The organism is Hahella sp. NBU794 (genome assembly GCF_050749805.1).
Lineage (GTDB): Bacteria > Pseudomonadota > Gammaproteobacteria > Pseudomonadales > Oleiphilaceae > Hahella.
In genome coordinates this window covers 4636049-4659276 of the sequence record NZ_CP192738.1, presented here as the reverse complement: position 1 = coordinate 4659276, position 23228 = coordinate 4636049, and the positions used below count along the sequence as shown (strand labels likewise).

Annotated in this window: 30 protein-coding genes; 21 read left to right on the top strand and 9 right to left on the bottom strand. The window is 52.6% G+C overall.

Annotated elements, in window-relative coordinates:
* Window positions 1-9: 9 nt before the first annotated feature.
* Entirely contained in the window at window positions 10-291 is a 282-nt protein-coding gene (locus ACQYWX_RS20310) for a peptidylprolyl isomerase (RefSeq protein WP_011398176.1), read from the bottom strand.
* A 213-nt stretch (window positions 292-504) separates the two neighbouring features.
* Here ACQYWX_RS20310 and ACQYWX_RS20305 point away from each other — a divergent pair, with 213 nt between their 5' ends.
* Both ACQYWX_RS20305 and ACQYWX_RS20300 read left to right on the top strand, forming a co-directional pair.
* The gene (locus tag ACQYWX_RS20305) at window positions 505-1365 is read left to right on the top strand and encodes an MBL fold metallo-hydrolase (RefSeq protein ID WP_431686140.1); all 861 of its coding nucleotides are present in this window, start codon (window positions 505-507) and stop codon (window positions 1363-1365) included.
* Between the two features lie 232 nt (window positions 1366-1597).
* The gene (locus tag ACQYWX_RS20300; protein ID WP_216737455.1) at window positions 1598-2068 is read left to right on the top strand and encodes a lipocalin family protein; all 471 of its coding nucleotides are present in this window, start codon (window positions 1598-1600) and stop codon (window positions 2066-2068) included.
* Here ACQYWX_RS20300 and ACQYWX_RS20295 read toward each other — a convergent pair.
* On the bottom strand, window positions 2065-3030 hold the full coding sequence (locus tag ACQYWX_RS20295; protein WP_216737456.1) for a phytanoyl-CoA dioxygenase family protein: 966 nt from the start codon (window positions 3028-3030) through the stop codon (window positions 2065-2067). The genes ACQYWX_RS20300 and ACQYWX_RS20295 overlap by 4 nt on opposite strands.
* A gap of 202 nt (window positions 3031-3232) precedes the next feature.
* Between ACQYWX_RS20295 and ACQYWX_RS20290 the strand changes: the two genes are divergently transcribed.
* The 3 genes from ACQYWX_RS20290 to ACQYWX_RS20280 all read left to right on the top strand — a co-directional run bounded on the left by ACQYWX_RS20290 (window position 3233) and on the right by ACQYWX_RS20280 (window position 5126).
* Entirely contained in the window at window positions 3233-4099 is an 867-nt protein-coding gene (locus ACQYWX_RS20290; RefSeq protein ID WP_431686139.1) for an AraC family transcriptional regulator, read from the top strand.
* A 1-nt stretch (window position 4100) separates the two neighbouring features.
* Window positions 4101-4550 carry a hypothetical protein gene (locus ACQYWX_RS20285; RefSeq protein WP_431686138.1) on the top strand — a complete coding sequence of 150 codons (450 nt, stop codon included), beginning with the start codon at window positions 4101-4103 and terminating at the stop codon, window positions 4548-4550.
* Between the two features lie 63 nt (window positions 4551-4613).
* Window positions 4614-5126, top strand: a complete 513-nt coding sequence (locus ACQYWX_RS20280) for a GNAT family N-acetyltransferase (protein WP_431686137.1) — start codon at window positions 4614-4616, stop codon at window positions 5124-5126.
* 23 nt (window positions 5127-5149) lie between these two features.
* Here ACQYWX_RS20280 and ACQYWX_RS20275 read toward each other — a convergent pair whose 3' ends face one another.
* The gene (locus tag ACQYWX_RS20275) at window positions 5150-6031 is read right to left on the bottom strand and encodes a LysR family transcriptional regulator (RefSeq protein WP_279503085.1); all 882 of its coding nucleotides are present in this window, start codon (window positions 6029-6031) and stop codon (window positions 5150-5152) included.
* 115 nt (window positions 6032-6146) lie between these two features.
* Here ACQYWX_RS20275 and ACQYWX_RS20270 point away from each other — a divergent pair, with 115 nt between their 5' ends.
* From ACQYWX_RS20270 to ACQYWX_RS20240, 7 genes are all read left to right on the top strand, one after another.
* Entirely contained in the window at window positions 6147-6923 is a 777-nt protein-coding gene (locus ACQYWX_RS20270) for a ferredoxin--NADP reductase (RefSeq protein ID WP_216737460.1), read from the top strand.
* Window positions 6924-7356: 433 nt separating this feature from the next.
* Entirely contained in the window at window positions 7357-7527 is a 171-nt protein-coding gene (locus ACQYWX_RS20265) for a DUF1328 domain-containing protein (protein ID WP_011398159.1), read from the top strand.
* Between the two features lie 84 nt (window positions 7528-7611).
* The gene (locus ACQYWX_RS20260; RefSeq protein WP_279503084.1) at window positions 7612-7815 is read left to right on the top strand and encodes a hypothetical protein; all 204 of its coding nucleotides are present in this window, start codon (window positions 7612-7614) and stop codon (window positions 7813-7815) included.
* 154 nt (window positions 7816-7969) lie between these two features.
* Entirely contained in the window at window positions 7970-8935 is a 966-nt protein-coding gene (locus ACQYWX_RS20255) for a diacylglycerol/lipid kinase family protein (protein WP_431686136.1), read from the top strand.
* A gap of 6 nt (window positions 8936-8941) precedes the next feature.
* A complete protein-coding gene (locus ACQYWX_RS20250) occupies window positions 8942-9769 on the top strand; it encodes a metallophosphoesterase family protein (RefSeq protein ID WP_431686135.1) in 828 nt (275 codons plus the stop codon).
* Between the two features lie 116 nt (window positions 9770-9885).
* Complete coding sequence (locus tag ACQYWX_RS20245; protein WP_431686134.1) at window positions 9886-11568, top strand: L,D-transpeptidase family protein; 1683 nt, start codon at window positions 9886-9888, stop codon at window positions 11566-11568.
* A complete protein-coding gene (locus tag ACQYWX_RS20240; RefSeq protein WP_431686133.1) occupies window positions 11553-12482 on the top strand; it encodes a hypothetical protein in 930 nt (309 codons plus the stop codon). Before ACQYWX_RS20245 ends, ACQYWX_RS20240 begins: the two co-directional genes overlap by 16 nt.
* 135 nt (window positions 12483-12617) lie before the next feature.
* Here the strand turns inward: ACQYWX_RS20240 and ACQYWX_RS20235 are convergent, their stop codons facing one another.
* Window positions 12618-13256, bottom strand: coding sequence for a BON domain-containing protein (locus ACQYWX_RS20235; protein ID WP_431686132.1), 639 nt, complete (start codon window positions 13254-13256; stop codon window positions 12618-12620).
* Between the two features lie 345 nt (window positions 13257-13601).
* On the opposite strand from ACQYWX_RS20235, the gene ACQYWX_RS20230 reads away from it, so the two are divergent.
* The 4 genes from ACQYWX_RS20230 to ACQYWX_RS20215 all read left to right on the top strand — a co-directional run bounded on the left by ACQYWX_RS20230 (window position 13602) and on the right by ACQYWX_RS20215 (window position 15925).
* Window positions 13602-14060 (top strand): hypothetical protein, encoded by a 459-nt coding sequence (locus ACQYWX_RS20230; protein WP_216737467.1) that lies wholly within the window; start codon window positions 13602-13604, stop codon window positions 14058-14060.
* Window positions 14061-14294: 234 nt separating this feature from the next.
* A complete protein-coding gene (locus ACQYWX_RS20225; RefSeq protein ID WP_431686131.1) occupies window positions 14295-15080 on the top strand; it encodes a substrate-binding periplasmic protein in 786 nt (261 codons plus the stop codon).
* A gap of 94 nt (window positions 15081-15174) precedes the next feature.
* Window positions 15175-15534: a hypothetical protein gene (locus ACQYWX_RS20220; protein ID WP_431686130.1), complete on the top strand. Its 360-nt coding sequence runs from the start codon at window positions 15175-15177 to the stop codon at window positions 15532-15534.
* A gap of 55 nt (window positions 15535-15589) precedes the next feature.
* Complete coding sequence (locus ACQYWX_RS20215) at window positions 15590-15925, top strand: hypothetical protein (RefSeq protein WP_431686129.1); 336 nt, start codon at window positions 15590-15592, stop codon at window positions 15923-15925.
* A gap of 77 nt (window positions 15926-16002) precedes the next feature.
* Here the strand turns inward: ACQYWX_RS20215 and ACQYWX_RS20210 are convergent, their stop codons facing one another.
* The 5 genes from ACQYWX_RS20210 to ACQYWX_RS20190 form a co-directional block, all read right to left on the bottom strand.
* Window positions 16003-16926, bottom strand: a complete 924-nt coding sequence (locus ACQYWX_RS20210; protein ID WP_216739677.1) for a mechanosensitive ion channel family protein — start codon at window positions 16924-16926, stop codon at window positions 16003-16005.
* A gap of 223 nt (window positions 16927-17149) precedes the next feature.
* A complete protein-coding gene (locus ACQYWX_RS20205; RefSeq protein WP_216739676.1) occupies window positions 17150-17653 on the bottom strand; it encodes a Dps family protein in 504 nt (167 codons plus the stop codon).
* 239 nt (window positions 17654-17892) lie between these two features.
* Entirely contained in the window at window positions 17893-18186 is a 294-nt protein-coding gene (locus ACQYWX_RS20200) for a DUF1244 domain-containing protein (protein ID WP_279503073.1), read from the bottom strand.
* 261 nt (window positions 18187-18447) lie between these two features.
* Window positions 18448-18798 (bottom strand): EscU/YscU/HrcU family type III secretion system export apparatus switch protein, encoded by a 351-nt coding sequence (locus ACQYWX_RS20195; protein ID WP_431686128.1) that lies wholly within the window; start codon window positions 18796-18798, stop codon window positions 18448-18450.
* The gene (locus ACQYWX_RS20190) at window positions 18795-20180 is read right to left on the bottom strand and encodes a flagellar hook-length control protein FliK (protein ID WP_431686127.1); all 1386 of its coding nucleotides are present in this window, start codon (window positions 20178-20180) and stop codon (window positions 18795-18797) included. The genes ACQYWX_RS20195 and ACQYWX_RS20190 overlap by 4 nt, the downstream gene beginning before the upstream one ends.
* A 256-nt stretch (window positions 20181-20436) precedes the next feature.
* On the opposite strand from ACQYWX_RS20190, the gene ccmA reads away from it, so the two are divergent.
* From ccmA to ccmE, 5 genes are all read left to right on the top strand, one after another.
* Window positions 20437-21072 (top strand): cytochrome c biogenesis heme-transporting ATPase CcmA, encoded by a 636-nt coding sequence (gene ccmA / locus ACQYWX_RS20185; protein ID WP_431686126.1) that lies wholly within the window; start codon window positions 20437-20439, stop codon window positions 21070-21072.
* A 50-nt stretch (window positions 21073-21122) separates the two neighbouring features.
* Window positions 21123-21755: a heme exporter protein CcmB gene (gene ccmB / locus ACQYWX_RS20180; RefSeq protein WP_431689524.1), complete on the top strand. Its 633-nt coding sequence runs from the start codon at window positions 21123-21125 to the stop codon at window positions 21753-21755.
* An 85-nt stretch (window positions 21756-21840) separates the two neighbouring features.
* Window positions 21841-22599 (top strand): heme ABC transporter permease, encoded by a 759-nt coding sequence (locus tag ACQYWX_RS20175; protein ID WP_216739671.1) that lies wholly within the window; start codon window positions 21841-21843, stop codon window positions 22597-22599.
* Window positions 22596-22775 (top strand): heme exporter protein CcmD, encoded by a 180-nt coding sequence (ccmD, locus tag ACQYWX_RS20170; RefSeq protein ID WP_216739670.1) that lies wholly within the window; start codon window positions 22596-22598, stop codon window positions 22773-22775. Before ACQYWX_RS20175 ends, ccmD begins: the two co-directional genes overlap by 4 nt.
* A complete protein-coding gene (gene ccmE, locus ACQYWX_RS20165) occupies window positions 22772-23221 on the top strand; it encodes a cytochrome c maturation protein CcmE (protein WP_216739669.1) in 450 nt (149 codons plus the stop codon). Before ccmD ends, ccmE begins: the two co-directional genes overlap by 4 nt.
* Window positions 23222-23228 lie beyond the last annotated feature (7 nt).

Below are 23228 nucleotides of genomic sequence, written 5' to 3'. Positions count from 1 at the left end.
TCGGCGCTCTCAGTCAGTGCGCTTGGTGACTTCCAACAGGTGGTAGCCGAACTGAGTCTTGACTGGACCCTGAACAGTGCCGACTTCCGCACTGAAAACCACTTGATCGAATTCTTTAACCATTTGACCTGGGCCGAATTCACCCAGCTCGCCGCCATTGCGGCCGGAGGGGCACTGAGAGTGTTCTTTGGCCAGAGCGGCGAAATCCGCTCCGTCTTCGATCTGCTTTTTCAGATCGTTACACTGATCTTCGCTGTTTACCAGGATGTGACGCGCGCTAGCCCGTGCCATGGCAGTCTCCTCATATTTACGTGGGTTTAAACGGGCGCATTAAAGCACAGGAAATGCCTGAATGCGAGGCTAAACGCCTGCGGCCTCACTTTGCCGATTTAAATTGGCGTTAACCTGGCATTAACCACTTGATTCCTAGCCTTTCGCTCTCTTATTCGGCGAATACGCTTTGCCGTACAGGAGCGATAAAGCCACGTAACTAAGGAAACTGATATGCACAGTATTATTATTTGGGTATTGGCGGCGATGCTGATGATCGGTGATGTCGAGGCGGCGGAAGTCGTTAAGTTGAAGCAGGGCGCGTACGCAATTTCTGAAGCGGGCGTCACCAGCCTGGCGCTGCTCTCCGAGGATGGCGTGTTAATCACCGATCCCGCCAATCCTGAAAGAGCGAAGGTCCTGCAAGCCGAAATCGCCAGGCTGACTTCTCGCCCGGTGACCCGCATCGTCCTATCCCATGAGCATTTGGACCATGTCGGCGGTACGGAGGTGTTTCCCGGCGCGGAAGTAATTTGTCACATTTCCTGCAAAGCCGTGTTTGAGCTGGATGTCACTGGTGCTGCTCCGAAAAAGGTGCATGCGGTATTCGATGACCGACATAGTTTCCAGTTTGGCGGACGCAAAGTGACGCTGATTCACGTTGGGCCTGCAGACGGCTTCGCATCAGCCATCATTCACCTGCCCGAAGACGGTATTGTCTACAGCGCGGATCTATATGCAGACCGGTACATTATCCCCGGCGTATGGATGGACAACGACAATTATCTGGGCGTGCGAAAAGCCCTCAAACTGATGCAGGACCTGAAACCACAGATCGCGGTAAACGCACACTCAACCTCCACCTCCGTGCAGGCCCTGCAGGAAAACGTAACCTTCGTGGAAGATCTCTTTCAACTGGTTTCTGCGCAGATTAACAGAACCATGACCACCAAAGGCCCCGGAGCAGTCATGGACAATATCTCCCGCTGGTCGCAAGAACTGAAACTGAACCAATACAAAGACTGGAGCAACTACGCCACGGAATTTCCAGCTCATGTGCGCCGTATGACGTTGTCTATTTTTCATGGCGGGTGAGTCACTGTTTGTTTAGGAAAGGAAGCAGGGATGCATTCTTTGGAAGCTTGAGCGAAAAGCTATGGTTGCAAGGGGTATCTTGTTATTGACTCTATCTATGGAAGGCTCCATTTGCTTTTCCCCCAATCGCCATCTAAGAATAGGGTGTGCGTAAGCATGCGTGGTTGCTCAGGATGATGGCGACGGCCTCGGTTATGACAAGAATACATCACAAAGAGATTGGCTCTCCCTTATGAAACGGATCTATTTCATTTCTATTTTGGCGGCATCTCTGTCGCTGAATGCATGTCATGCGGATGTTGAGTTGAAGGCGGACGCCACCAAAGCGAAAGCGGCTCTGGTGGGCGTTTGGCAGGGCGACGGCAGTGCGGATGATGAGGGCAATTATTCGGGCCTGGAGGAGTATTGGAAAATCACGCGGACAGCGGATGGTCGTTTTGAACAGGAATATCTGTCCATGGATATGTCTGCGAAAAAGTACACGCTGGTGCTTGAAAAAGGCGCATGGGATTACGAAGGCGGCATGTATCTAGAGACGCATGACGACGGCAAATCTAACTCGTTCCGGGTGATTTCCATTACCGAGAATACCTTTCAATATAATTTTCCGCAGGACAGCGATGACTTCTTTATTGAAGAAGGCAAAGCCGACAGCGGTTTTGAGTTGATCAAGCCGCCGTCGGAGTTCGCCAAAGCGGATTAAGCCGGCTCGACATAACTCTCGCGCCAGGACTTCAGGCCCAATAGCTTCTCGCCAAGCGGCGTTAGCTGGGCTTGCGGATAACGCGTTTTCTCCCACTCTCTGGGATCGCCGGGAAATGCGAATCCCTGCGGAGGCGTATGCTCACGCCATGAGGTTACCCGCCACTGCCGCATCTCTTCATCGGACTCATTCGCCGGCGCCATAGAGATGTACTGGGCCATACGCACCCGGTCAGACTGGTTGGGGCGAATGCCATGGGCCAACAGGCTGTTGAAGATAAGCAGGTCTCCAGCGCGCATAGGAATGAACTCCGGCTCATAGCCTGTCAGATCGGGAACCCAGGGATCGCGGCCGGCAGGTTGGTTTTGTTTCCATTGCTCAAAGTCATGAAAAAGTTGCGGTACGCACTGAAAGCCGCCGCAATGCTCATCCGTATCGGACAGCGCCAACACGCCTTGCACGCCAATAGGAGGAGGGTTCATTGTCGAGTCTGCATCCCAATGAATGAACCCGCTGAATTGACGTCCGTCGCGGTTTGGCGTGTTCAGGTTGGCGCGGTCAATGGTGACCCATAAATCTTCGCGGTCCCAGATATCCACGAATGCGTCATAAACACGCTGCGTCTGACGGCTGTCCCATAGCGTCTGATGGTGATAGCACTCCACCATTCCGCTGTTGTTGAGTTCCTTCATTTCATGCTGACGCAATTGCGGTTTACTCCAGGTGGCGGCGTCCTTCGGGTCCATTTCCGTAAACTCCCAAAGCAATGACTGCACCGCTTGCACCTGTTTTGCATCCACTGCATTGGGGATGATGATGTACCCCCAGGTGCGCCAGAACGCAAAATCAGATTCACTGAGCACGCGTAAAGGAAGCTGTTTGCGGATATCTTTCAACTGCACGCCGCCGGGATCGGAAACGCTGCGATTACCGGGAGCTTTATACTCATAACGCTGGTTCATATTGTTATCTCCTGTTCTTGCCTGCGCTGATGCTGATTGGGAACAGGGGTATTCTGCTTGGCGTAACCGGGGGCAGGTTGTGGAAATAGGGCGGAGAATGATACTTTTCGGTCATTCTTATCAATTCTGTGGCCAGAATAGTATGACTCTGACGAGGGTTTTGCGATGATGGCCAGTCAGTTCGGCGGTGCGGCGAAAGGCTATGAAAGCGCTCTATGAAAAAGTCAGATATCCAGAAGACGCGTCCTGGCGCTTTTTTCTGCGTCAACTGGACGAACTGCCTTTTCAGTGGCATTACCACCCTGAGTACGAGCTTACCTACACCCTGAACAGCGCCGGCCAGCGTTATGTGGGCGATCATGTGGATCGCTACGAATCCGGCGATCTGGTGTTGATAGGTCCTAATCTGCCCCATAGCTGGCGCTCCTCACAGCGTCTTGACGAAAAAGCGCCGCATACGGTGTATGTGTTGTGGTTCAATCAGCAGTGGGTGGATCGCTTGTTGGAGAGCTTTCCCGAGTATAGCGATGTGGGCGAGATACTGAGACAAAGTCGACGTGGCTTGCGTTTTCGGCCAACTGACTACACAGCGGTAGATCGACTGTTTACAGGGCTTCCAGAGCAAGACCCACGGCGCCGTCTACTTACGTTACTCTCATTATTGGGAGATCTGGCGCAGACGCCTTATCGTCCGCTGGCGTCGGCGAATTTTTATTCCGGCGCCACTAATCGGCGTGAACAGGATATTCTGGATGGCATTTTGGACGCTGCTCATCAGGCCTTCGCCGATAAGCTGACGGTCGAGGACATGGCGCGACGGCACAACATGAGCGTCAGTAAGTTCAGTCGTTTTTTTAGCAAACATATGAATCAAAGTTTTAATCAGTATTTGACCCAGATTCGCCTGGGACAGGCGTGTTCAAAACTGATCAACAGCAAAGCGCCGATAGGGCTCATTGCGGAACAGACCGGGTTTAATAATCTTTCCAACTTCAATCGTCTGTTCAAGAAGCATAAAGGCGTGACCCCGCAGGGGTTTCGCAAAAGTTTTATTGCAGCGGGGCAATGACGTGCGTATAGCATTTGATCTGGATGACACTTTGATTCCCACCACGGGCCCCTTTGCGGCTGGAGAGCGTCGACTAGGGCCGCCGGCAGGATTATGGTTCCGTGAAGCCTTGCGTACCGGTGCGCCGGCGCTCATGCAAACACTGGCCAAAGACCATGAAATCTGGATATATACCACCTCTCTGCGTAAACCCTGGCTCGTTAAGGCCTGGTTTCGTTTGTGGGGCGTCAGAATAGGGGAGGTGGTTAATCAGGACGATCATCGTGAAGCCGTCGCCGCTAATCAGCGTTATTCCCGCTTCAGCAAGGCCCCCAGGCTGTTTGGTATTGATCTGATGATTGACGACTTACCCGGTGTGGGAATTGAATGTGAGCGTCAGGGATGTCGCTCCGTGATCGTGGCTCCTGACGATCCGGAGTGGGTGGAAAAGGTACTGGTCAGTGTCCAATAGTGTCATTGAACCGTGCGTCGAAAGAATCTGGATAGAATAAATAATAAACAGGCGGTTATAACTATGAAGGTATTGGAGACAGAGCGTTTAACGCTCCGTTGGCTGCGACTGGAGGATGACCATTTTATTTTGGCGCTGTTGAACGACCCATCATGGATACGTTTTATCGGCGACCGTGGGATAAGAACGCTGGAGGGCGCGCGTCAGTACATCCAAAAAGGTCCGCTGGCGATGTATGACAGGGAAGGGTTCGGTCTCTATCTGGTTGAGCTTAAGCAGGATGGCGCTCCAGTGGGCATGTGCGGATTGATCAAGCGCGAAGGGCTGGACGATGTGGATATAGGGTTCGCGTTCATGCCGCAATTTCGTTCGCAGGGATACGCCTACGAGGCGGCCAAGGCGGTGCTGGATTTTGGCGCGACTAAACTGGGTATGAGCCGCATTGTCGGCATTGTGAACCAGAGCAACGCCAGCTCAATTCGGCTTTTAGAGAAGATCGGTATGGCGATGGAGAAGACCACTCGACTTCCCAATGACGATGTTGATTTGTTTTTGTATGGGGTTAACTTTTCCTGAAGCGTCCAGTGCTCCAGTCCGTATCAGGTAAGCTGGCGACATAACTCCAGCCAGTTTTCGATACCGGCGCTGCGGTACTTTTCTTTATGCAGAATAAAGTAGAAGCGGCGCTGGAAATTGCGGTGCGGCGCTTCCAGCGGCGCCAGACTGCCGCGCTTGAAGGCGTCCACCAGGGTCACCCGCGACAGGCAGCCAATACCCAGGTTGGCCTCTACAGCCCGCTTTATCGCCTCGGTGTGCTGCAACTCAATGGACACTTTCAGGTCGGGAAGAATGCCGTGCATCGCCCATTCGAACGCTTGTCGGGTTCCCGAACCCCGCTCTCTTAATATCCAACTGGCGCGCACCAGATCTGCGTCGCTCAGGACTTTCTTTTGCGCCAGCGGGTGGTCGGGTGCGCAGAAAATTTTCAGTTCATCGTCGCGCCAGGGGATCACTTCCAGCTCATTGTGATTGATTTCCCCTTCCACCAAGCCCACATCTAATTCAAAATTAAGCACCTTGCCTGCGATAGTGGTGGTGTTGGCCACCTCCAGGGATACCTTGGCGCCGGGATGTTGCTGCATGAAATCCGCCATGATGCTGACCGCCAGATAATTACCGATGGACAGCGTGGCGCCCACTTTCAGTGATCCGATATCCGTATGCTGTTGAAAGTCCAACTCCAGGTCGCGAGCGCGCTCTATCAGCGCTTCCACCCGGGGACGCAGCATGCGCCCCAGTTCGTTGAGCTGGAGGCTTTTGCCGATGCGGTCGAACAATTGAATATTGAATTGGGACTCCAGATTGCGCAGCGCGTCACTGGCGGCGGATTGAGACATGGACAGGCTTTTGGCGGCCTGGGTGATGTTCTCGAAGTGAGCGGCGGCCAGAAATATTTCCAATTGTCGCAGGGTGTAGTGCATTATCGATAAATCCGATAAGAGTTATTGAATAATCCTGTTTTACAGATAGATTATACTCGGGTTAAATATCGATCAATGAAAACTTTAGCGCCTTTATCAGGAGTCAATGCAGATTATGTCAGGAATGCGTAAAGAAACGGTCACCAGCGTGCGTCATTGGAACGACACTCTGTTTAGCTTTACCACCAGTCGCGATCCGTCTTTCCGTTTTAAAAACGGACATTTTATTATGATTGGCCTGGAGCAAGACAGCGGCCGTCCGCTGATGCGCGCCTACAGCATCGCCAGCGCCAACTACGAAGAAGAACTGGAATTCTTCAGCATCAAAGTGCCAGACGGTCCTTTGACTTCCCGTTTGCAGAAAATCAGCGTCGGCGATGAGATCATCATGAGCCGCAAGCCCACTGGCACTCTGGTTGTGGACCATCTGTTGCCGGGGCGCAATTTATACCTGATCAGCACCGGCACCGGTCTGGCTCCATTCATGAGTATTATCAAAGACCCGGAAACCTATGAGCGCTTTGATAAAGTCATTCTGACCCACGGCGTGCGTTATGTTTCCGAGCTGGCTTATCAGGAGCTGATTCGCGACGAACTGCCGCAGAACGAATTCTTCGGTGAACTCGTGCAGGAAAAACTGATTTATTACCCCACCGTTACCCGTGAAGATTATCCCACGCAGGGCCGTATCACAGACTTGATGGAAAGCGGCAAGCTGTTTTCCGACATCGGTCTGCCGGAGATGGACCCTGAATATGATCGTTTCATGGTGTGCGGCAGCCCCAGCATGTTGAAAGACACCTGCACCATCCTCGATTCCCGCGGCTTCACTGAAGCTCGCCAAGGCGATCTTGGACACTATGTTATCGAGCGGGCGTTCGTCGAAAGCTGATCCATCCCCTTAGAAAAGCGATTTACGCAGCCTTCGGGCTGCGCCTTATTAGCCGCTCCGTACGTTAGTCCGGTTCTGCTATAGGGGCCGTCTGTTAGTGACCGCAGACGGCCCCGCCTTTTTCTGCACAGTATATTTTCCTTCCTACACGTTTATCTTCCCTGCTTAGAGCAGTTCAGTCCGCCTATGAATGCGATTGCGGGCGTTTCGATATGCTCTCTCACGTCCACGTCCACGTCCACGCCCATGGGACTCTCTCGCTTCACCCATAATTGCAGTGGGTTTGTAAGCTTTACATGTGATCGCCTCGACTTGCCTCCTCCATTAACGCCTCATTTTTAAACTAATCTATTGATAAATAAGATAAAAAATAAAGTTGGTCCAAGTTCTGATTATTACCCGTTGAGTTCGGAAACAAGTAAGGAGAAAGGATATGTTGTATTGGTCAATTGTATTTTTTGTCGTAGCGCTGGTAGCAGGCGTACTTGGATTCACCGGCATTGCAGCAGCGACTGCCGATATTGCACAGATTCTGTTCGTTATCTTCCTGGTGCTTTTCGTAATCAGCATCATCGCCGGAGGATTCCGCAGAAACCGATTATAGAGCTGTAATTGAGATCCAGAGGAAAGGCTGCGGTAGGACGCCGCCAATGAAACAAAACAACTGTTAGGAAACGAGGAGATGACAATGACTACATTCACCAACCTGTTGAAAGCAATGGTTATAGCCGCCCCGTTAGCTTTTTCACTGACCGCTTGTGATGCGGGCGATGGCGAAGCGGAGCAAATCGGCGAAGAGGTGGATAGAGCTCTGAACGACGCCGGCAATAGCATTGAAGACGCATGTGAAAGTGTTAAAGAGGGCGTCAACGCAAGAGACCAGGATTGTTAAGAGCCCTTGACGTAGTAAAGAGTCCTGGCGGAGTGGGGCCGCCGATGAACTCGTAAGCGAGCTGATCGGCGGCCCTTTTTTATGGTTGTAAAACGGATATGGAATAACGGAATTTTCAGGAGGCGCAACCTTGGCGCTATAAATGGTAACCACTATGCAAGTAGCTGAAATCAAAAGACATAACGTTCCTACGGTAGAGCGTAAGCTAGTGATGCTGGTTAACCTCGGCTCCGGCAAGGGACGTTCCGGAGACTCAATGGAGCAACTGGAGTCAGCGCCAGCCAGTGTGAGAGATCGAATATTATCTACGCACAGCATTCGTCAGGGCATCGGTCTGCAGGAAACTATTCGCAGGGCGGCGCAGGAAGCAAAGGAGAACCAGGCTGTGCTGGTTGTGGTTGGCGGAGACGGCACGATTAACGCCGCCTTACCCCACATCCTGGAGCATCGGGTGACCTTCGCTGTCGTTCCCGGCGGCACTTTCAACCTGTTCGCGAAAGAACATAAGTTGCCGGAGAACTTTGCGGAGGCCTTGGACATTGCGCTCAATGGCGTGGTTAAGGCGATTCCTTTGTACCAGGTCAACGACATACTGTTCGCGGTAAACGCCAGTCTGGGACTGTATCCCCGCATTATTCAGGCGCGTGAGTCGCATCAAAAACGGTTTGGACGCTTTCGCTGGGTGGCGTTTTTGTCCGGCATATGGACCTGTCTGACTCAGGCCAGGCCACAGCGAATGAAATTAACCTCAGAAGGATTCTCCCGCGCCATTAATACGCCGCTGCTGTTTAGCACCATCAGTCGTATGCAGTTGGAGCTGTTAAACCTGCAGGATGAAAAAGCGGCGGATGATCAGGGTTTTGTCGCCATTGTGCTTAAAGCCAAGGAGCGTCTGCAGTTGATGAAGCTGCTGGGGCGCATGGCGTTGGGCATGCCGGAGAGCCCGGAGTACTATGAACATATAGTCTGTCGAGAGCTGCAAATTGACTCTCACCGCAAGTCGCTGCGGGTTGTAGTGGACGGTGAGATTCGTAATGTTTCGACGCCCGTGAGGATGCGGGCGCGGCCAGGCGCCGCTTTATTTGTGGCTCCGCCAGACCCAGATAAAAACGTCAATTGATTCGTTATGCAGATTATTCAGCTGTCTGATCTCCATTTCGGTACGGAGGACTGGAATGTACAGGAAGCAATGGTGCAGGCTCTCAATGACATGCGCCCGGAGTTGCTTCTGTTCTCTGGCGATATTACTCAGCGCGCCACGCGTCTTCAGTTCGCCGCCGCACGGAACTTTTTAGAGAGAATTCAGGCTGATCATGTTTTAGCCGTGCCGGGAAATCATGATATCCCTCTGTTTAATCTTTGGACCCGTTTGACGGCGCCATATAAAAAATATTGTGAAATTTTTGGAGCGAATCTGGAGCCGGAATTTGAGAATAATCTGGCGCTGGTTGTGGGTGTAAACACCACCCATAAGTATCGCCATGTGGACGGGGAAATCGGTCCGCAAAGAGCTGACGCCGTGGCCCGTCGGTTGGCCTCCGCGCCAGACAAGCTGCGGGTTGTGGTCGCGCACCACCCTTGTCAGGTAGTGTTGCCGTCCGATCAGAAAAACCTGCTCATTGGTCGCGAATATGCGTTGAAAGCCTGGATCGAAGCAGGGGTGGATCTGGTGCTTGGCGGCCACATTCACTATCCCTTCATTTTGCCTTTACGGGAGAGCTTCCCGGAGGCTCCATCGGGTGTTTTCGTCATGCAGGCGGGGACGGCGACGTCGACCCGTGTGCGCAGCGGAAAACCTAATTCTTTCAATCGTATAGTTGTTAAGCGAGACCGTCGTTTAACGCTCCTTGAGCGCTGGGATTATGACGCTGCGACAGGGCGTTTTCGCGTCGCTTTGAAGTTTTCCCCCTGGGCTAACGAACCTTCCCGTCAGATGCAGGCGACCTCCTGTTGAATCAGCTAATATAGATAGTATTCATACAACCGCTTATAATGGCGCCCGTTATAAAGCCGGCCCCGGTTTTTAATATCTATCTGGTAAGACCGCTGAATCTTAAGGAGTAGAACCAAGTGACGTCTGTATTACCACGCTGGACTTGGTGTTGCATCTTGTCCCTGTGGGTGACGATGACCCAGGCGAGCCCGATCGCAGGCTTGCCGTCGCAATTATTGGAGTGGGCCGCCGCCGGCCAGCCATTATCTTTTCCCTCTCAGCAAAAAATGCTGCATCCCGCCGAAGTTCGGCAGATTTACGACATGAGTTTATACAAGCCCGTTTGGTTTGCGGATGAAACCCTGACGGAGCGCGCCTATGCATTAGTGAGGACGCTTGAGCATACCGATCAGGAAGGCTTGCCGTCGCAAAGATATCACACTGCGGTTTTGTCAGAGCTGTTGGGGCAGTACCGGGCGGGACCTGAAACATTCGGACGCGCGTTTGAGTTGGAGCTGCTGCTGACCGACGCTATGGTGGCGCTGTCCAGTGACCGTCTGACCGGCCGCTTTGACCCCAGGTCGATCGACTCCGTCTGGCGTGAAGAGCGCACTAGCGGCGAACTGGCTCCTCGTCTGTATCAGGCGATTGCCGAGGATCGTCTGTTGGAGGACATGGGCGCCATGGTGCCGACGCCGGAAGTGTACCAGGGCCTGTCGCAACTGCTGACGGATCTGCGCGAAACGGAAGCCCAGGGCGGTTGGCCTATGGTGTCTTACGGTCCGACGCTGCGACCCGGGCAGTCCGATTCGCGAGTCATTGAATTGCGCCGTCGCTTAATCGCCAGCGGCGACATGGAACGGCCGATGATTGATACCTCCGCGGGGGATGATGAGACCCTTTTTGACGAAGCCTTGGTAAAAGCCGTCCGCTTTTTCCAAGAGCGTCATGGCCTGAAGCCGGACGCTATCGTAGGAAAAGAGACCCTGGCGATGCTGAATACGCCAATTTCCGAGCGTATCGAGCAGGTGCGCAGTAATCTGGAGCGTCGTCGTTGGACCCCAACAAATCTGGGCGACCGCTATGTGGTGGTGAACATCGCCGATTACCGTCTGGATCTGGTGGATCACGGCCGCACCGAACTGAGCATGCGTGTAGTGGTGGGTAAGCCATACCGCCGCACTCCCGCTTTCAGCGGGTTGATGACTTATCTGGTGGTGAACCCTCAGTGGGAGGTGCCAACCCAGATCGCCGAAGAAGACATGCTGGAGCGCTTTATCGAAGACCCGGAATTCATCAGCAAAATGGGCTTCAGGGTATACAAAGGCTGGGGACGGGAAGAGGCCGCCCTGGACCCTGAAACTATCAACTGGGAAGAAGTCAAAGGCGGCAAGTTTCCCTATCGCCTGCAACAGGCGGCGGGCCCGATGAATGCGTTAGGGCGTATCAAGTTTATGTTTCCCAATGAATTTAATGTGTATCTCCACGATACGCCGAGCAGAAGCTTGTTCTATAAATCACAACGGGCCTTCAGCTCAGGCTGTATTCGCCTGGAGCGTCCTCTGGAACTGGCTGCAGCCTTGATCGGCAGTAAGAAAAGAACCGGCATCGAGCTGGACAAAATACTTGCGTCGGGGGAGCCGACCACACTGCGTTTACCGAGCCCGGTTCCAGTGCATCTGCAATATTGGACCGCCTGGATGGATGACTCCGGCGTGGCGCAATTCCGTAAGGATGTATACGGAAGAGACGCCCGACTGCAAATGGCGTTTGAAGGCAAAACGCTAGCGCCGGAGGATAATGAATGGTTAGAGCACTAACGGTCATTGCGCTCTGTCTGCTGATGACCCGTGCTTTTGGATTTGAACCCGGTAAAGTCGACTTCAGTATCAGTTTCAAAGGCGAAACCAGTGATTATCGGGTTATGTCCGCATTTTTGCAGGCGTCAGAAGAATTTGTCTTCAAAATTAATCTGCCGGAGAGCGAGCAGATTGAAATAAGCGGCCAGGGCGATGTCGTCAAGGAGCCCGGCGATCGTTATCGCTGGACCGCTCCTGCGCATCCTGGTGTGAGTCGTTTGACTATTCGCAGGCCTTCCACCGGGGCGCAAATAACCCTGAACCTGTTTGTGTTGGTGCCGGCGAACCAAGTCGAAGAGGGGATGCTGAGTGGCTATCAGATAGGCCACTATCCCAGTGAGGCCTACCTCAACCAGGCGATCTATCTTCCGCCTCCCGGCTACCTCGAAGTCACCAAGGATATGCTGGATATCGAGCTGACGCCCAATTACCGTTTGGAGCAGTTTCTATGTCGGCAACCCTCGGAGTTCCCCAAGTTTCTGGTGCTGCGGGAAAAGCTGCTGCTTAAGCTGGAGTATTTGACGGAGCAGGTGAATGCTGCAGGTGTGCCGGTTTCTTCTTTCGTTATTATGAGCGGCTTTCGCACCCCCTACTACAACACCTCCATTCGCAACGCGATGTACAGTCGTCATCAATGGGGCGGGGCGGCGGATGTCTTTATCGACGAGGACCCCAAAGACGGCAAAATGGACGACCTTAACAAAGACGGCAAAGTCGACAAAGATGACGCGGAGTATCTGGCGCAGCTGATTGAGAAATTTGCCGAGACGCCTGAGTACAAGTCCTTCATCGGCGGGTTGGGCGTATATTCCGCTAATAGTTATCACGGTCCATTTATTCATGTGGATGTGCGGGGAGCCATGGTCCGGTGGTAAGCCGGGCCCAGTGTTGTTGTTCAGTATTGAGCACCCTGAAGTAGACCTGCTTGCTATCCTTACACTGGCGAAAAAAAGCCCGAAGCCGTGAGGCTTCGGGCCCTGCTGATGTCTATGCGCATGGAGTGCGATGAATTAGTTGATCATCAACTTGTTTTCAACGGAATCCACGTCGTCAACATTGCTGGCCAGTTTTTCCGCCAGATCCTTCTCTGCTTCTGAATCCACCGCGCCATTCAGCGTTACCACACGGCCTTCTGTATCCACATCAATATCAAGACCGGCGACGGACTCGTTGGCCAGCAGCTTCATTTTCACCTTAGCGGTAATAGTGGCGTCAGCCACGGAGCTTTTAAAGCTGTCGTTATCCGCGTTTTCCTTTTTGGCGGGCGTGGAGGCTACCTGCAATTGGTTATCCACATCCTTAACGCCTTCTACGCTCAGAGCGATCTGTTCCGCCAGCTCTTTTTCCACTTCGGAACTGACTGTTCCCACCAGCGTCGCGTTGGAGCCATTAACGGAAGCGTCAATCTCGAACGTGCTCAGGTTTTCGTTGAACAGAATGGCGGTTTCAATCTTGCCTTCAGTCCAACCGTCCTTGAAATACTTCTTCGCATCCTGGCTCATTTCTTCCGCTTTCTGACCGACAGTCTCTTCCTTCTTAACTTTGTCGCCTGCCGCGTAAGCAGGGGCCACGGTCATAGCGCCAGCCAGAGTCGCAGCGATCAGAGCAGCATAAGCAGGTTTCTTGATAAAAGTTTTTGGCGTTTTCATAACGATCTCCTTTTCTATCTTTTAAAGTCCCGGATCTCTATCGAGACCGGGTAACAGGTCTCTATGCCTCGTTGTCACTTAAGAGATAGCTAGAAGCGTGCCAAGTTATTTTTGACGAATTTAGCGCTTTTTATGCACACTTTGGCGTAAATTTGTACGTTTTTTCCGTTTGGCTGGTAATCTTGGGTAAAAGGCTTGCAGAACTTACAAAGTGTTGGGTTTTCAGGGAGCAGATTGGAAGGCGGATGCATCTATATATTATTGGAGCTATCAGGTTAGTGCTTGAAAGAATATCCTTGACGCCTCTGGTTCTGGCGAGGGCATTGTTTAAAGGAGAGTAGAGTCTTGAGTAAAGAAACGCTTCTTACTGTCAAAAGGTGGATTTCTTGGAAAACTGGTGCAATCAGCAGGGCTGCTTTTTTTAGGGCGATTGATGATTATATACAGGAAAATGATAGCCCTGAGTACCGATATATAATGCTGGCTCATCACGAAGCTCAAGATGATTATTTTGTTGAGAAGTATTTTTATGAAAATATTATTGATTTGGACAGTGAAGCGGCGCGCGATGTAACTTTTACCGCAATCATTGAAAGCTATATAGATGGGGTATTGGAAATAGATCAAGTGTCAAAAGCCTTAGTAATTTACTTTTTGAATGATGAGTGGGGGGAGTTGGAATCCCCTAGCGATGACATTAATGCTCTATATGGTCAATGGGTAGGGGGAATCTCGACTCTTGGTGATGTTGAATATTTTGAAACTTTAAAGGCTTTGATTTTGCACTACATGTCTAGAGCTTGAGGTGGGCGATTCAGTATTGAATTTGAAGCTAATCTCCCTAAGACGCTTTCCCCTCTGAACTGGTCTGGTGCCAAGTGTCAGCGCCCCTGCTATATTTAGTATCCAGGAAGGCATATCGACCGGTTTGATCATTCTTGTCTAGTAGTCAGGCGCTTAAGGGCCGATAAACCAGTCTGTCATGCAATGCCTCCGCATCCCAAGCGCATTTGACGCTATCCTGCCAAGAGGGGCTTCATGATAATTAGAAGGTTGGCGGCAAAGCTACTTAAAATGCTCCTTCCGTTTTCTTTCTACTGCGGTTTGCTACAGAACGTAGAAGCGGCGCAGCGCCAGGTAGTACTGGCCGCGACTGAGTATCCTCCTTATTACGGCGAACATTTAGAGAGTAAGGGATTTATCTCGGAGATCATCTTCACCGCCTTTCAACGAGTCGGGTATGACGTGGAGGTAAAATTTTTGCCCTGGAAAAGAGCTTATGGCATGGCGCAGGCTGGCGATTTTGATGGGGTCTACACTGGGTGGTATCGCAAAAACCGGGAGCAGTGGTTTGAGTTTTCAGATCCTCTTCCAGCCAACGAGTTGGGGTTTTATGCTCTCAGGGAGCGTAATATTTCTTATGTCTCACTGAATGATTTACAGCCATATAAAATTGGTGTGGTGCGAGGATATGTGAATCCGCCTGAGTTTGAACAGGCCAGACTGAATACCATTGAAGTCACCGAGGATCGCCAGAATATTCTTAGCCTTTCCCGTGGCTGGATTGATCTTGTGCTGATTGATAAGTTTATGGGGCAGTATATTATCAACACGGAATTTCCCGACTCCGTCAAGAAGTTCATCTGGCTAGACCCTCCGATCAAGGTGGAAAATCAATACCTGATGTTTTCTAAGAAAGCGAAGAATTTTTTGAAAACCTCACAGGACTTCAATCATGGCTTAAAGCAACTGGCGCAAGAAGGTAAGATTGACGCGATTATTACCAAACACCGGTCGCTGTGGGTAACCTCAAAAGGAAAGTGAAAGGCGTTCGTCATGGGGCATGCGCAGCAATCGTGAGCATGCGAGTCGTTATGCCTGTGAGTCATAGTCAGGCTGATAAGAAGGACTAACTTAATTGGAAATTGAACTTACCGCTAAAGAAAAACTGAATGAGCTAAGCGAGCGTTTGGGATGCAAGCTGGAAATACGAAAATTCTGGGCGGATGAGTTTAATCCAGGCTTTTATTTTCGGTTTTATGGCCTGGTTTCCGACGCTATATTCATGAAGGTGGAAGTGGCTGGCTCGTACTATTTTGGTCTACGAAATGGCGAGAAGATTGAAGAAATAGATATCTTTCCTTTCGATAATGGTGAGAGAGTTTCTCCATGTAATACCGAACATTATCTATGGGTGCATCGCGACTCGATACAATGGGACTCAGTCGAAATGGGGTATGAATGTAAATACTCCATGGCTGAGCTGTTGCTTGAGTAGAACTAATGGTTTATTTCGCAGATTTAAGAATTAAACCAAAAAGGCCTGCTACAACATGAGCAACCAGCATGATGTTGTAACGGTTGAAAGCGATGTCCTCATTGTAGCCGTGGAAGGTTGGGGCGACGGTTATATTCTCTGGCAAAGAGGGCTGACTGAGGAGGCAGGTTTTGGGAACGGAATCTATTTTGAGTGCGATAATCAATTTATTGGCGGGTTTAATTGTGTGAAAGAGTGTTTGGTCACCAATGACGGCATTCATGTAGTGCTGACAAATGGTGAATTGGCGCATTTTTATTTCATTAAAGGATTCAATAAATTTAAGGAATTGAAATCAGGTCTATTACAAATCTATCAAGGCAGTGAATACATACTTGAGTTTCATTTCTGAGGTGGGCCGTCCTCATATCTCTGAATTAGCGGCGCAAGAGGACGGCTATTATTTTGAATTGCTCCCTGCATGCTGGCTTAAGCCGCGGAAGACTCCACCTCTTCAGTACGAGTGCTGATAATCTGATCAAGCTGCAAGCCGCCTTTCGCCGCAAAATCCAATGTGCGAATTGGGAAGGGGATGAGGATATCGGCATCGTCCAGCGCCTTCTTCACGGCTACGACGCCTTTGTGCTGGGCGGTCATGAAGTCTACTTTTCCGGTGGGATAATCGATCCAATACCACACAACCAAATTGATGCTGCTGTCGCCGAAGCCGGTGGCGAATACCTGGGTTTCCGTGCCGTTGCGGTTGAAATTCAGAGCGTCGATGGCTTTGGTGATGGCCTTGGCGGCTTTGTCGATGTCGTCGGCGTAAGAAATGCCGACTTGGATTTCCAGGCGGCGTTGACGGGTGATGGAGAAGTTCGTCAGTTTGTTGGTGAAGACGGCTTTATTGGGAAGAATGACCCGTTGTCCTGAAAACGTCAGGATATGGGTATTGCGCAGATTAATCGCCTCTACGGTACCCATAATGTCTGCGGTCGCCACGATGTCTCCCACCCGAAATGGCTTGCGAACGCCCATGAATATCCCGGCGATAAAGTTCTCGGTGAGGTCCTGAAACGCGAAGCCCAACGCCAGACCAATGATCCCGGCCCCGGCGAGGAGGGAGGTGACGGTGCCTTGCAATCCCACAAAGCCCAGGGAGACGAAGACGCCGATTGCCACCAATACAATATGCACAATGGTGGAAAGCAGATTCGCGACTTCCACTGAATCCAACGAACGCACAAGCACCCGCTGGGTGAGGTTGGATACGGCTTTGGCTATGTACAAAAACAGGAAGAAAAACACCAGGGCCACGATGGCGCTAGGCAGGTTGGCCAGTGCGGTTTCCGCCCATTCCTGAATGGAAGACCAGACAATGTCGACGGCTTTTTCAAATTCTATTATGTCCATTGCTTAATCCTTAATCTGTTCATACAACAAATACGACGATGTGGGCGAACCCTCTCTACGTCTGAGTATCTGGAACTGGTAACGCAGAAATCGTGCCGGTTTTACCCTCGGGCGGCGTAGCGCTCCACCGTCCTCTACTCATAAAAAAAGGCCACCGAAGTGGCCAAAAAAAGGAAGGTAGGATAAATGTGGAGGGTATCGTTTGGGTGGGATAGGGCGAGGATTACTCCTCGAGAAGGCTGCCCAACATCCAGACAGCCTGTTCGTGGGAAGTCAGTCTATTGACCATAAGGTCCTCCGTCGCAAAGTCCTCGGCCTTTTGCGCCGCGGCGATACACTTTCTACAGCTTGCGACTGTGCCCTCATGGGCGGAAATCAATTCTTTAATCAAAGCTGTCGCTGTCCGCTCTTCTTTGGGGGAAATCGTGGAAAATTCCGCCATGCGGGACAGGGTGCCGGGAGCTTTGTAGCCGATGGCGCGCATGCGCTCTGCTATATCGTCGATGGTTTCGGCGAGCTCTTTGTATTGCTTCTCAAACAACTCATGCAGTGCGAAGAAACTCATGCCCCGGACGTTCCAGTGGGCGTATTGGGTGTAGAGGTACAGGCTGTAAGTGTCGGCGAGCACGCGCGCCAGTTTGTCGGCGACTGAGTCCGCCTTGTTCTCTTTAATGCCCATATCCGGGGATGTAGCAGTCAGGTCGAGTTTTTTAGCGTGCTGATTCATAACCTCTCCTAGGTTTGGTTGCTTTCCCTGAATACAGCAGAAACCGGGCCAGGTTTTGAAAATATTTTTAAATTATTTATATATCAAATGGTTATGTGTGGTCGGGAGAGTTGAGAGGGGCGGTTTTGTTCAGAAGAGATAGCGTTGCGACTGCAAGTTTTGCAATGGCTTTGCAAAACTTTCTCTGAGGCGGGTGATTCAGGCCCATTGGCGTCGCCCCGAGCCTGAATCGAGGAAAGCTATTCGGGTTTGTTTTGCTCAAACTGTTTGAGCTGGCTTTCGCTCGCAGGTTTCTGATGCTTGGCTTTCCACTCATCGTAAGGCATGCCGTAAACGATTTCCCTGGCTGCGGCGTCTTCTACCTGTTCTCCTCGTTCTTCCGCCGCGGCGCGATACCATTTGCTCAGACAGTTGCGACAGAAGCCGGCGAGGTTCATTAAATCGATATTCTGAACCTCGGTGTTGTCCTGCAGATGTTTGACCAGTCGGCGAAACACCGCTGCTTCAATTTCGGTTTGGGTTTTAGAGTCCATAATTCAGCCTTGTTCTCAGTGAAATAAAACGTACCTGCCAACGCCCCATTTGCCTAGTCGCCGTCGAAATGGCGGTTCAGCAAGTCATTGGCAAGTTCAGCCGCAGATCAATATCCATTAGATAAGTCGCGGTTTGCAGAAAATATACGCGGACAAATAGCGGACAAGCAGAAGAAAGCTATGTGTCCTCAGGGTTGATAGTGTAAACGATTGATTCCGCTGCGTTGAGAGCTGACCAAGAAAGATCGCAGTCTCAATGTATTATGGCGCGTCGCTGTCAGCATTGGGCGGCGGTTGAAAGCCTTCCGGCGTTTTGCCCTGAATGTGATAGGCGAAGGCGATAATTTCCGCGATAACGCGATACAGCAACTCGGGTATTTCATCGCCGAGATCCAGTTGCGCCAGAGAGCGCACCAGCTCTGGGTTTTCGTACAAGGGAACGCCATGCTCCCGGGCGATGGCGATGATCTCCTCCGCGAGGTCCGCTTCGCCTTTGGCGGAAACCTTGGGCGCTTGTTTGCCATCGTAAAACAGGGCGATGGCCTGCTGGACGTCGCTTTGAGACGTTTCCTGGGAGTGATTGTCTTGCGTGTCCTGTTGTTTTTTTGTCATGCGCGTTCGTCAATCAGTTGGCGGGATATCGGTGCGGAAGGCGTTGGCGGCGCGCCTTTACGCACCTCCAGATCGCCCACTTCAAGGCCCCAGTCCTGTAGACCCTTGCGCAGACGCGGCAACTCTTCCATGACCAGTCCCAGTGTTTTTTGCTCCACCGCCCAGAATGTGGCGGACACCGTTCCTTCCGTATACAGGACCTGGCTCTGCATAGGGCCGAGTCCCTCCAGGTCGAAGGCGAGTACGATTTTCCAGCGGCTTTTCTTGTTGTCTTTGGCGCCGTTGCGCTGCTCTTTTTCAAAGCGCATCTGAATGCTATCCATGCGTGGAGCGGCGACAGGCACCTCCACAAACCACACTTGTGCTCCGGTTTGGTCGGGTCCAGCGCTGAGATTTTGTTGCAAGGCGTTTAATTGATGACTATGCAGACGAGCGGTGGCCTGCGCCAGAGCGCGCAACATTTCGCCGGCGTCCAAATTGGCGGGCAGGGGAGGCCGTCCGCCTTCGCGTCCCATTGGCGGCGGAAATTGCAGTGGATGACCACCGGTCGCCATGCCCGGCTGCTCCGCTGTCTGTCGGGTTAGCCAGCTGACCAGTTGTTCCCAGTTGGCGGGAAGCGGGCTATCAGGAAGACGATTGACCTGCGCCAGCGTGGCGCCCAGCGCTACTGTCAGCAATGCCTTGATGTCCTGGGGCGCGACGCTCAACAGGCGTGGTTCAGCGCCAGAGGGCGTGGCGGATTTGTCGGGCGCCGCCGCGCGGTTTTCCGCCAGCGTTCGTAGTAAATGACGCTCCAGCCCCGCGCCGGATTGCTGAATCGCCTGTTTCAGCCCCCCAGCTTCGCTGACTCGCGGCGGCGTTGGTAGCGCCTGGTTCAGTTTGTTGAGCGTTTGCGCCAGGTCTCTCGGCAACCGCGTATCAGAGGACAGCCGTACTAACGTCTCCAGATTACGGCGAAGATCCCCCTGTAAGGGCAGCCACTTGGACAACGTTTGTAATGTCGTGGCGAGCAGCGCCTGCGCGGGCTCTGTTTGCGGCGGCGCCAGAGCGTCGACGACTTTCAGGCCCAATGCGGTGACCTGAAGTTGCAGCACCTTGCCGACCAGCCAGTCCTGAGGAAGTTGCGCCGTGCGGATATCAGTTTGCAGCGGCTGCGGCAAGCCTTCAGCGCTCATTATCAAACGCCAGGATGGCGTGGCGGAGGTTTGCGCGTTGGGAGTAGGGCTGGGCGTTGTTGTGTTGGGTGAGGGGGAGATATCGGTGATGCGAGCGGAGAATAGATTGCCGACTTTCTGCACGATAGCGGACAGTTCCGCCTGTATCTTCGGAGGGAGAGAGCTGGTGCGAGTGGGCGCCGCCGCGGCGTCGGGCTGAACTTTCATCGCTTTTTAACATTTCTCCCACAATAAAATGATCTTAATCAGGGCTATGCACTGACCATCCGGGGAAAGCTGGGCTATAATGCGCCCGTTTTTACAAAGCTTAAGCGCGAGCGGGCCACTTTTCTAACTCTTTTCCGTTATTGTTGACGACTTTTCGGAAAAAGCGCCAATTTGTTATTCTTGCGCCGCTTTATTTCCGGTTGTTCCGCGTTGTTCTGCACGCCAGAGGCGCACACAAGAGGCTGCTTTAGTAATTATGACAGGTCAAACTCCTCTGCTTGAGGCCAAGAATCTCCAGTGCGAGCGAGATGACCGTATCCTGTTCGAAAACCTGTCCTTCTCCGTCCATCCTGGGGACGTCGTACAGATTGAAGGCCCCAACGGGGCTGGAAAAACCACCTTACTCAAACTTTTATGCGGACTGGCTCCATTGCGTCAGGGCGAGTTGTTCTGGCGTGGCGAACGTATGTCGCAGGCGCGCCCACAGTTTCTTTCCTCACTGCTGTACCTGGGCCATAAAACCGGCGTTAAAGCGTTGTTGACCCCGCTGGAAAATCTCCGCGCCTGGTGCGCTCAGCGTGAAGACGTGAATGAAGAGCGCATGATGGCGGCATTAGAAACGGTCGGCCTCGCCGGCTATGAATATTCACCCTGCAATAGTTTATCCGCTGGCCAACAGCGGCGGGCCGCCCTCGCGCGCTTGCATGTCTCCTCCGCGCCTTTATGGGTGCTGGATGAAGCTTTCACCGCCATCGATAAAAAAGGAGTGGCCCAGCTGGAAACGTTGCTGCGTGAAAAAGCCAACACCGGCGGCGCGGTGATTTTGACCACTCACCACAGTTTGCATTTATCCGGCGAAGTGCGTCGCATTCAATTGGGGGCTGCGTCTTGACGGAAGTAGGCGTATGGGCGGGCTTTTGCGCCATAGTGAGACGGGATTTGATGCTGGCGTTCAGACGTCCTCAGGAGCTGGCCAATCCGCTGGTGTTCTTTGTGATGGCGGTAAGCCTGTTTCCGCTTGGCGTCTCACCGGAAAAGAGCTTTTTGGCCCCGGCTGCGGCGGGCGTGGTCTGGGTGGCGTCGCTGCTGGCGACCTTGCTTTCTCTGGATGCCTTGTTTCGGGCGGATCATGAAGACGGATCGCTGGAGCAGTTGACCCTGGCTCCTCAGCCTCTGTTTATTCTGGTTCTGGCGAAAGTCTTCGCGCACTGGCTGACGACAGGGCTGCCCCTGATATTGCTGAGCCCGGTGCTGGCGCTGATGCTGCATGTGGATGAAAGCCTGCTCTGCGTCCTGATGCTGTCGCTATTGGTGGGCACGCCGGTTCTCAGCCTGATTGGCGCCATTGGCGCGGCCCTGACTGTGGGGTTGCGCGTAGGCGGGGTTTTGATTTCATTGTTGGTGCTGCCCCTGTATATTCCCGTGCTGATCTTCGGAACCGGCATGGTGCAGAGCGCAGCGGCCGGTATGGATTACACCGCCACGCTGGCTATGTTGGGCGCGATATTGGCGTTGTCGCTGACGTTGGCTCCATTCGCCGCGGCGGCTGCGCTTAAAATCAGCGTCTCCAACTGAGACAATAAAACAGGCTGGCGCGACGCCTTGTATAGGCGATGCGGCGGCGGACTGAATAGCTTGGATACAGATAACAGAAGCGATTATGTGGGAAGCATTTAAACAGTGGTTTCACCGGTGGGGATCGCCCAAATGGTTTTACGAGCGCAGCCTGGTGTGGTCGTTCTGGCTGGGTTGGGGCGCCATGATCCTGTTGCCTATTGGTATCGTCTGGGGCCTGGCGTTCGCGCCTCAGGACTATCAGCAGGGCAATAGCTTCCGCATCATTTATCTACACGTTCCCGCCGCCATCCTGGCGCAGTCCTGTTATATGATCATGGCGGTCGCCGGCTTTGTCAGTCTGGTCTGGCGCATGAAAATGGCGGATGTGGTGTTGAAGTGCGCGGCGCCGATAGGCGCGTCTTTTTGTTTTCTCGCTTTATTTACCGGCGCGGTCTGGGGTAAACCGACCTGGGGAACCTGGTGGGAGTGGGATGCGCGCCTCACCGCCATGTTGATATTACTGTTCCTGTATTTTGGCGTCATCGCTTTGGAAGCCGCTATCGAAGACAAGATCACCGCAGGCAGAGCCGCGGCGGTGCTGAGTCTGGTGGGCGTGGTGAATATTCCCATCATCAAATACTCCGTAGAGTGGTGGCGCACCCTGCATCAGCCCGCCACCTTCAAACTGACGGAAAAGCCCGATATGCCAGTGGAAATGTGGGCGCCTTTGCTGGTGATGGTGATCGGGGTCTACTGCTTCTTCGGCTATTCGCTTTTCTTACGAAGTCGTAATGAGATAATCGAACGCGAACGCCGTACCCTATGGGTCCGCGAGCTCTTGGCGAAAGAGGGGAAAGTATGAACTTCGAAAGCCTCAATGAATTTTTCGCAATGGGCGGCCATGGTCTATACGTCTGGTTGGCCTACGGCGCGGGTGGACTGGTGTTCCTATATAACCTGGCTGCGCCGAAACTAAAACGCGGCAGCCTCGTCAAAAGATTGTCCCAGCAGTATAGAAGGGAGAAGGCGTCCCAATGAATCCCAAGCGCAAGCAGCGTTTAATTATCGTGTCATTCCTGGTGATCGGCGTCAGCGCGACGGTTGGCTTGATCATGACCGCGCTCAGCAACAACGTGAATCACTTTTATAACCCTACCGAAGTCGTGCAAGGCGCCGCTCCTATCGATAAAAGCATTCGCGTGGGCGGCATGGTGGTTGACGGCAGCGTGAACAGAGATGGGAAATCCCTGGCGGTCGCTTTCACCGTGACGGATTACAACAACAACGTTAATGTCAAATACACCGGCATCCTGCCAGACCTCTTCAGAGAGGGGCAGGGCATCGTCGCCACCGGCAAACTGGACGCCCAAGGCGTTTTCCAGGCGGAGGAAGTGCTGGCCAAGCACGACGAAAAATACATGCCGCCGCAAGTGCAGCGCGCGCTCGACAAGGCGCAGGACGCCGCGCCCGCACAGACTTACTGAAGGAATG

Coding starts and splice junctions, on each gene's coding strand:
- ACQYWX_RS20275 (WP_279503085.1), bottom strand. CDS start 6,031: ATGCACTACACCCTGCGACAATTGGAAATATTTCTGGCCGCCGCTCAC.
- ACQYWX_RS20210 (WP_216739677.1), bottom strand. CDS start 16,926: ATGGACATAATAGAATTTGAAAAAGCCGTCGACATTGTCTGGTCTTCC.
- ACQYWX_RS20215 (WP_431686129.1), top strand. CDS start 15,590: ATGAGCAACCAGCATGATGTTGTAACGGTTGAAAGCGATGTCCTCATT.
- ACQYWX_RS20235 (WP_431686132.1), bottom strand. CDS start 13,256: ATGAAAACGCCAAAAACTTTTATCAAGAAACCTGCTTATGCTGCTCTG.
- ACQYWX_RS20300 (WP_216737455.1), top strand. CDS start 1,598: ATGAAACGGATCTATTTCATTTCTATTTTGGCGGCATCTCTGTCGCTG.
- ccmB (WP_431689524.1), top strand. CDS start 21,123: ATGCTGGCGTTCAGACGTCCTCAGGAGCTGGCCAATCCGCTGGTGTTC.
- ACQYWX_RS20190 (WP_431686127.1), bottom strand. CDS start 20,180: ATGAAAGTTCAGCCCGACGCCGCGGCGGCGCCCACTCGCACCAGCTCT.
- ACQYWX_RS20225 (WP_431686131.1), top strand. CDS start 14,295: ATGATAATTAGAAGGTTGGCGGCAAAGCTACTTAAAATGCTCCTTCCG.
- ACQYWX_RS20260 (WP_279503084.1), top strand. CDS start 7,612: ATGACTACATTCACCAACCTGTTGAAAGCAATGGTTATAGCCGCCCCG.
- ACQYWX_RS20195 (WP_431686128.1), bottom strand. CDS start 18,798: ATGACAAAAAAACAACAGGACACGCAAGACAATCACTCCCAGGAAACG.
- ccmD (WP_216739670.1), top strand. CDS start 22,596: ATGAACTTCGAAAGCCTCAATGAATTTTTCGCAATGGGCGGCCATGGT.
- ACQYWX_RS20250 (WP_431686135.1), top strand. CDS start 8,942: ATGCAGATTATTCAGCTGTCTGATCTCCATTTCGGTACGGAGGACTGG.
- ccmA (WP_431686126.1), top strand. CDS start 20,437: ATGACAGGTCAAACTCCTCTGCTTGAGGCCAAGAATCTCCAGTGCGAG.
- ACQYWX_RS20255 (WP_431686136.1), top strand. CDS start 7,970: ATGCAAGTAGCTGAAATCAAAAGACATAACGTTCCTACGGTAGAGCGT.
- ccmE (WP_216739669.1), top strand. CDS start 22,772: ATGAATCCCAAGCGCAAGCAGCGTTTAATTATCGTGTCATTCCTGGTG.
- ACQYWX_RS20205 (WP_216739676.1), bottom strand. CDS start 17,653: ATGAATCAGCACGCTAAAAAACTCGACCTGACTGCTACATCCCCGGAT.
- ACQYWX_RS20240 (WP_431686133.1), top strand. CDS start 11,553: ATGGTTAGAGCACTAACGGTCATTGCGCTCTGTCTGCTGATGACCCGT.
- ACQYWX_RS20305 (WP_431686140.1), top strand. CDS start 505: ATGCACAGTATTATTATTTGGGTATTGGCGGCGATGCTGATGATCGGT.
- ACQYWX_RS20270 (WP_216737460.1), top strand. CDS start 6,147: ATGTCAGGAATGCGTAAAGAAACGGTCACCAGCGTGCGTCATTGGAAC.
- ACQYWX_RS20295 (WP_216737456.1), bottom strand. CDS start 3,030: ATGAACCAGCGTTATGAGTATAAAGCTCCCGGTAATCGCAGCGTTTCC.
- ACQYWX_RS20280 (WP_431686137.1), top strand. CDS start 4,614: ATGAAGGTATTGGAGACAGAGCGTTTAACGCTCCGTTGGCTGCGACTG.
- ACQYWX_RS20290 (WP_431686139.1), top strand. CDS start 3,233: ATGAAAGCGCTCTATGAAAAAGTCAGATATCCAGAAGACGCGTCCTGG.
- ACQYWX_RS20200 (WP_279503073.1), bottom strand. CDS start 18,186: ATGGACTCTAAAACCCAAACCGAAATTGAAGCAGCGGTGTTTCGCCGA.
- ACQYWX_RS20175 (WP_216739671.1), top strand. CDS start 21,841: ATGTGGGAAGCATTTAAACAGTGGTTTCACCGGTGGGGATCGCCCAAA.
- ACQYWX_RS20310 (WP_011398176.1), bottom strand. CDS start 291: ATGGCACGGGCTAGCGCGCGTCACATCCTGGTAAACAGCGAAGATCAG.
- ACQYWX_RS20265 (WP_011398159.1), top strand. CDS start 7,357: ATGTTGTATTGGTCAATTGTATTTTTTGTCGTAGCGCTGGTAGCAGGC.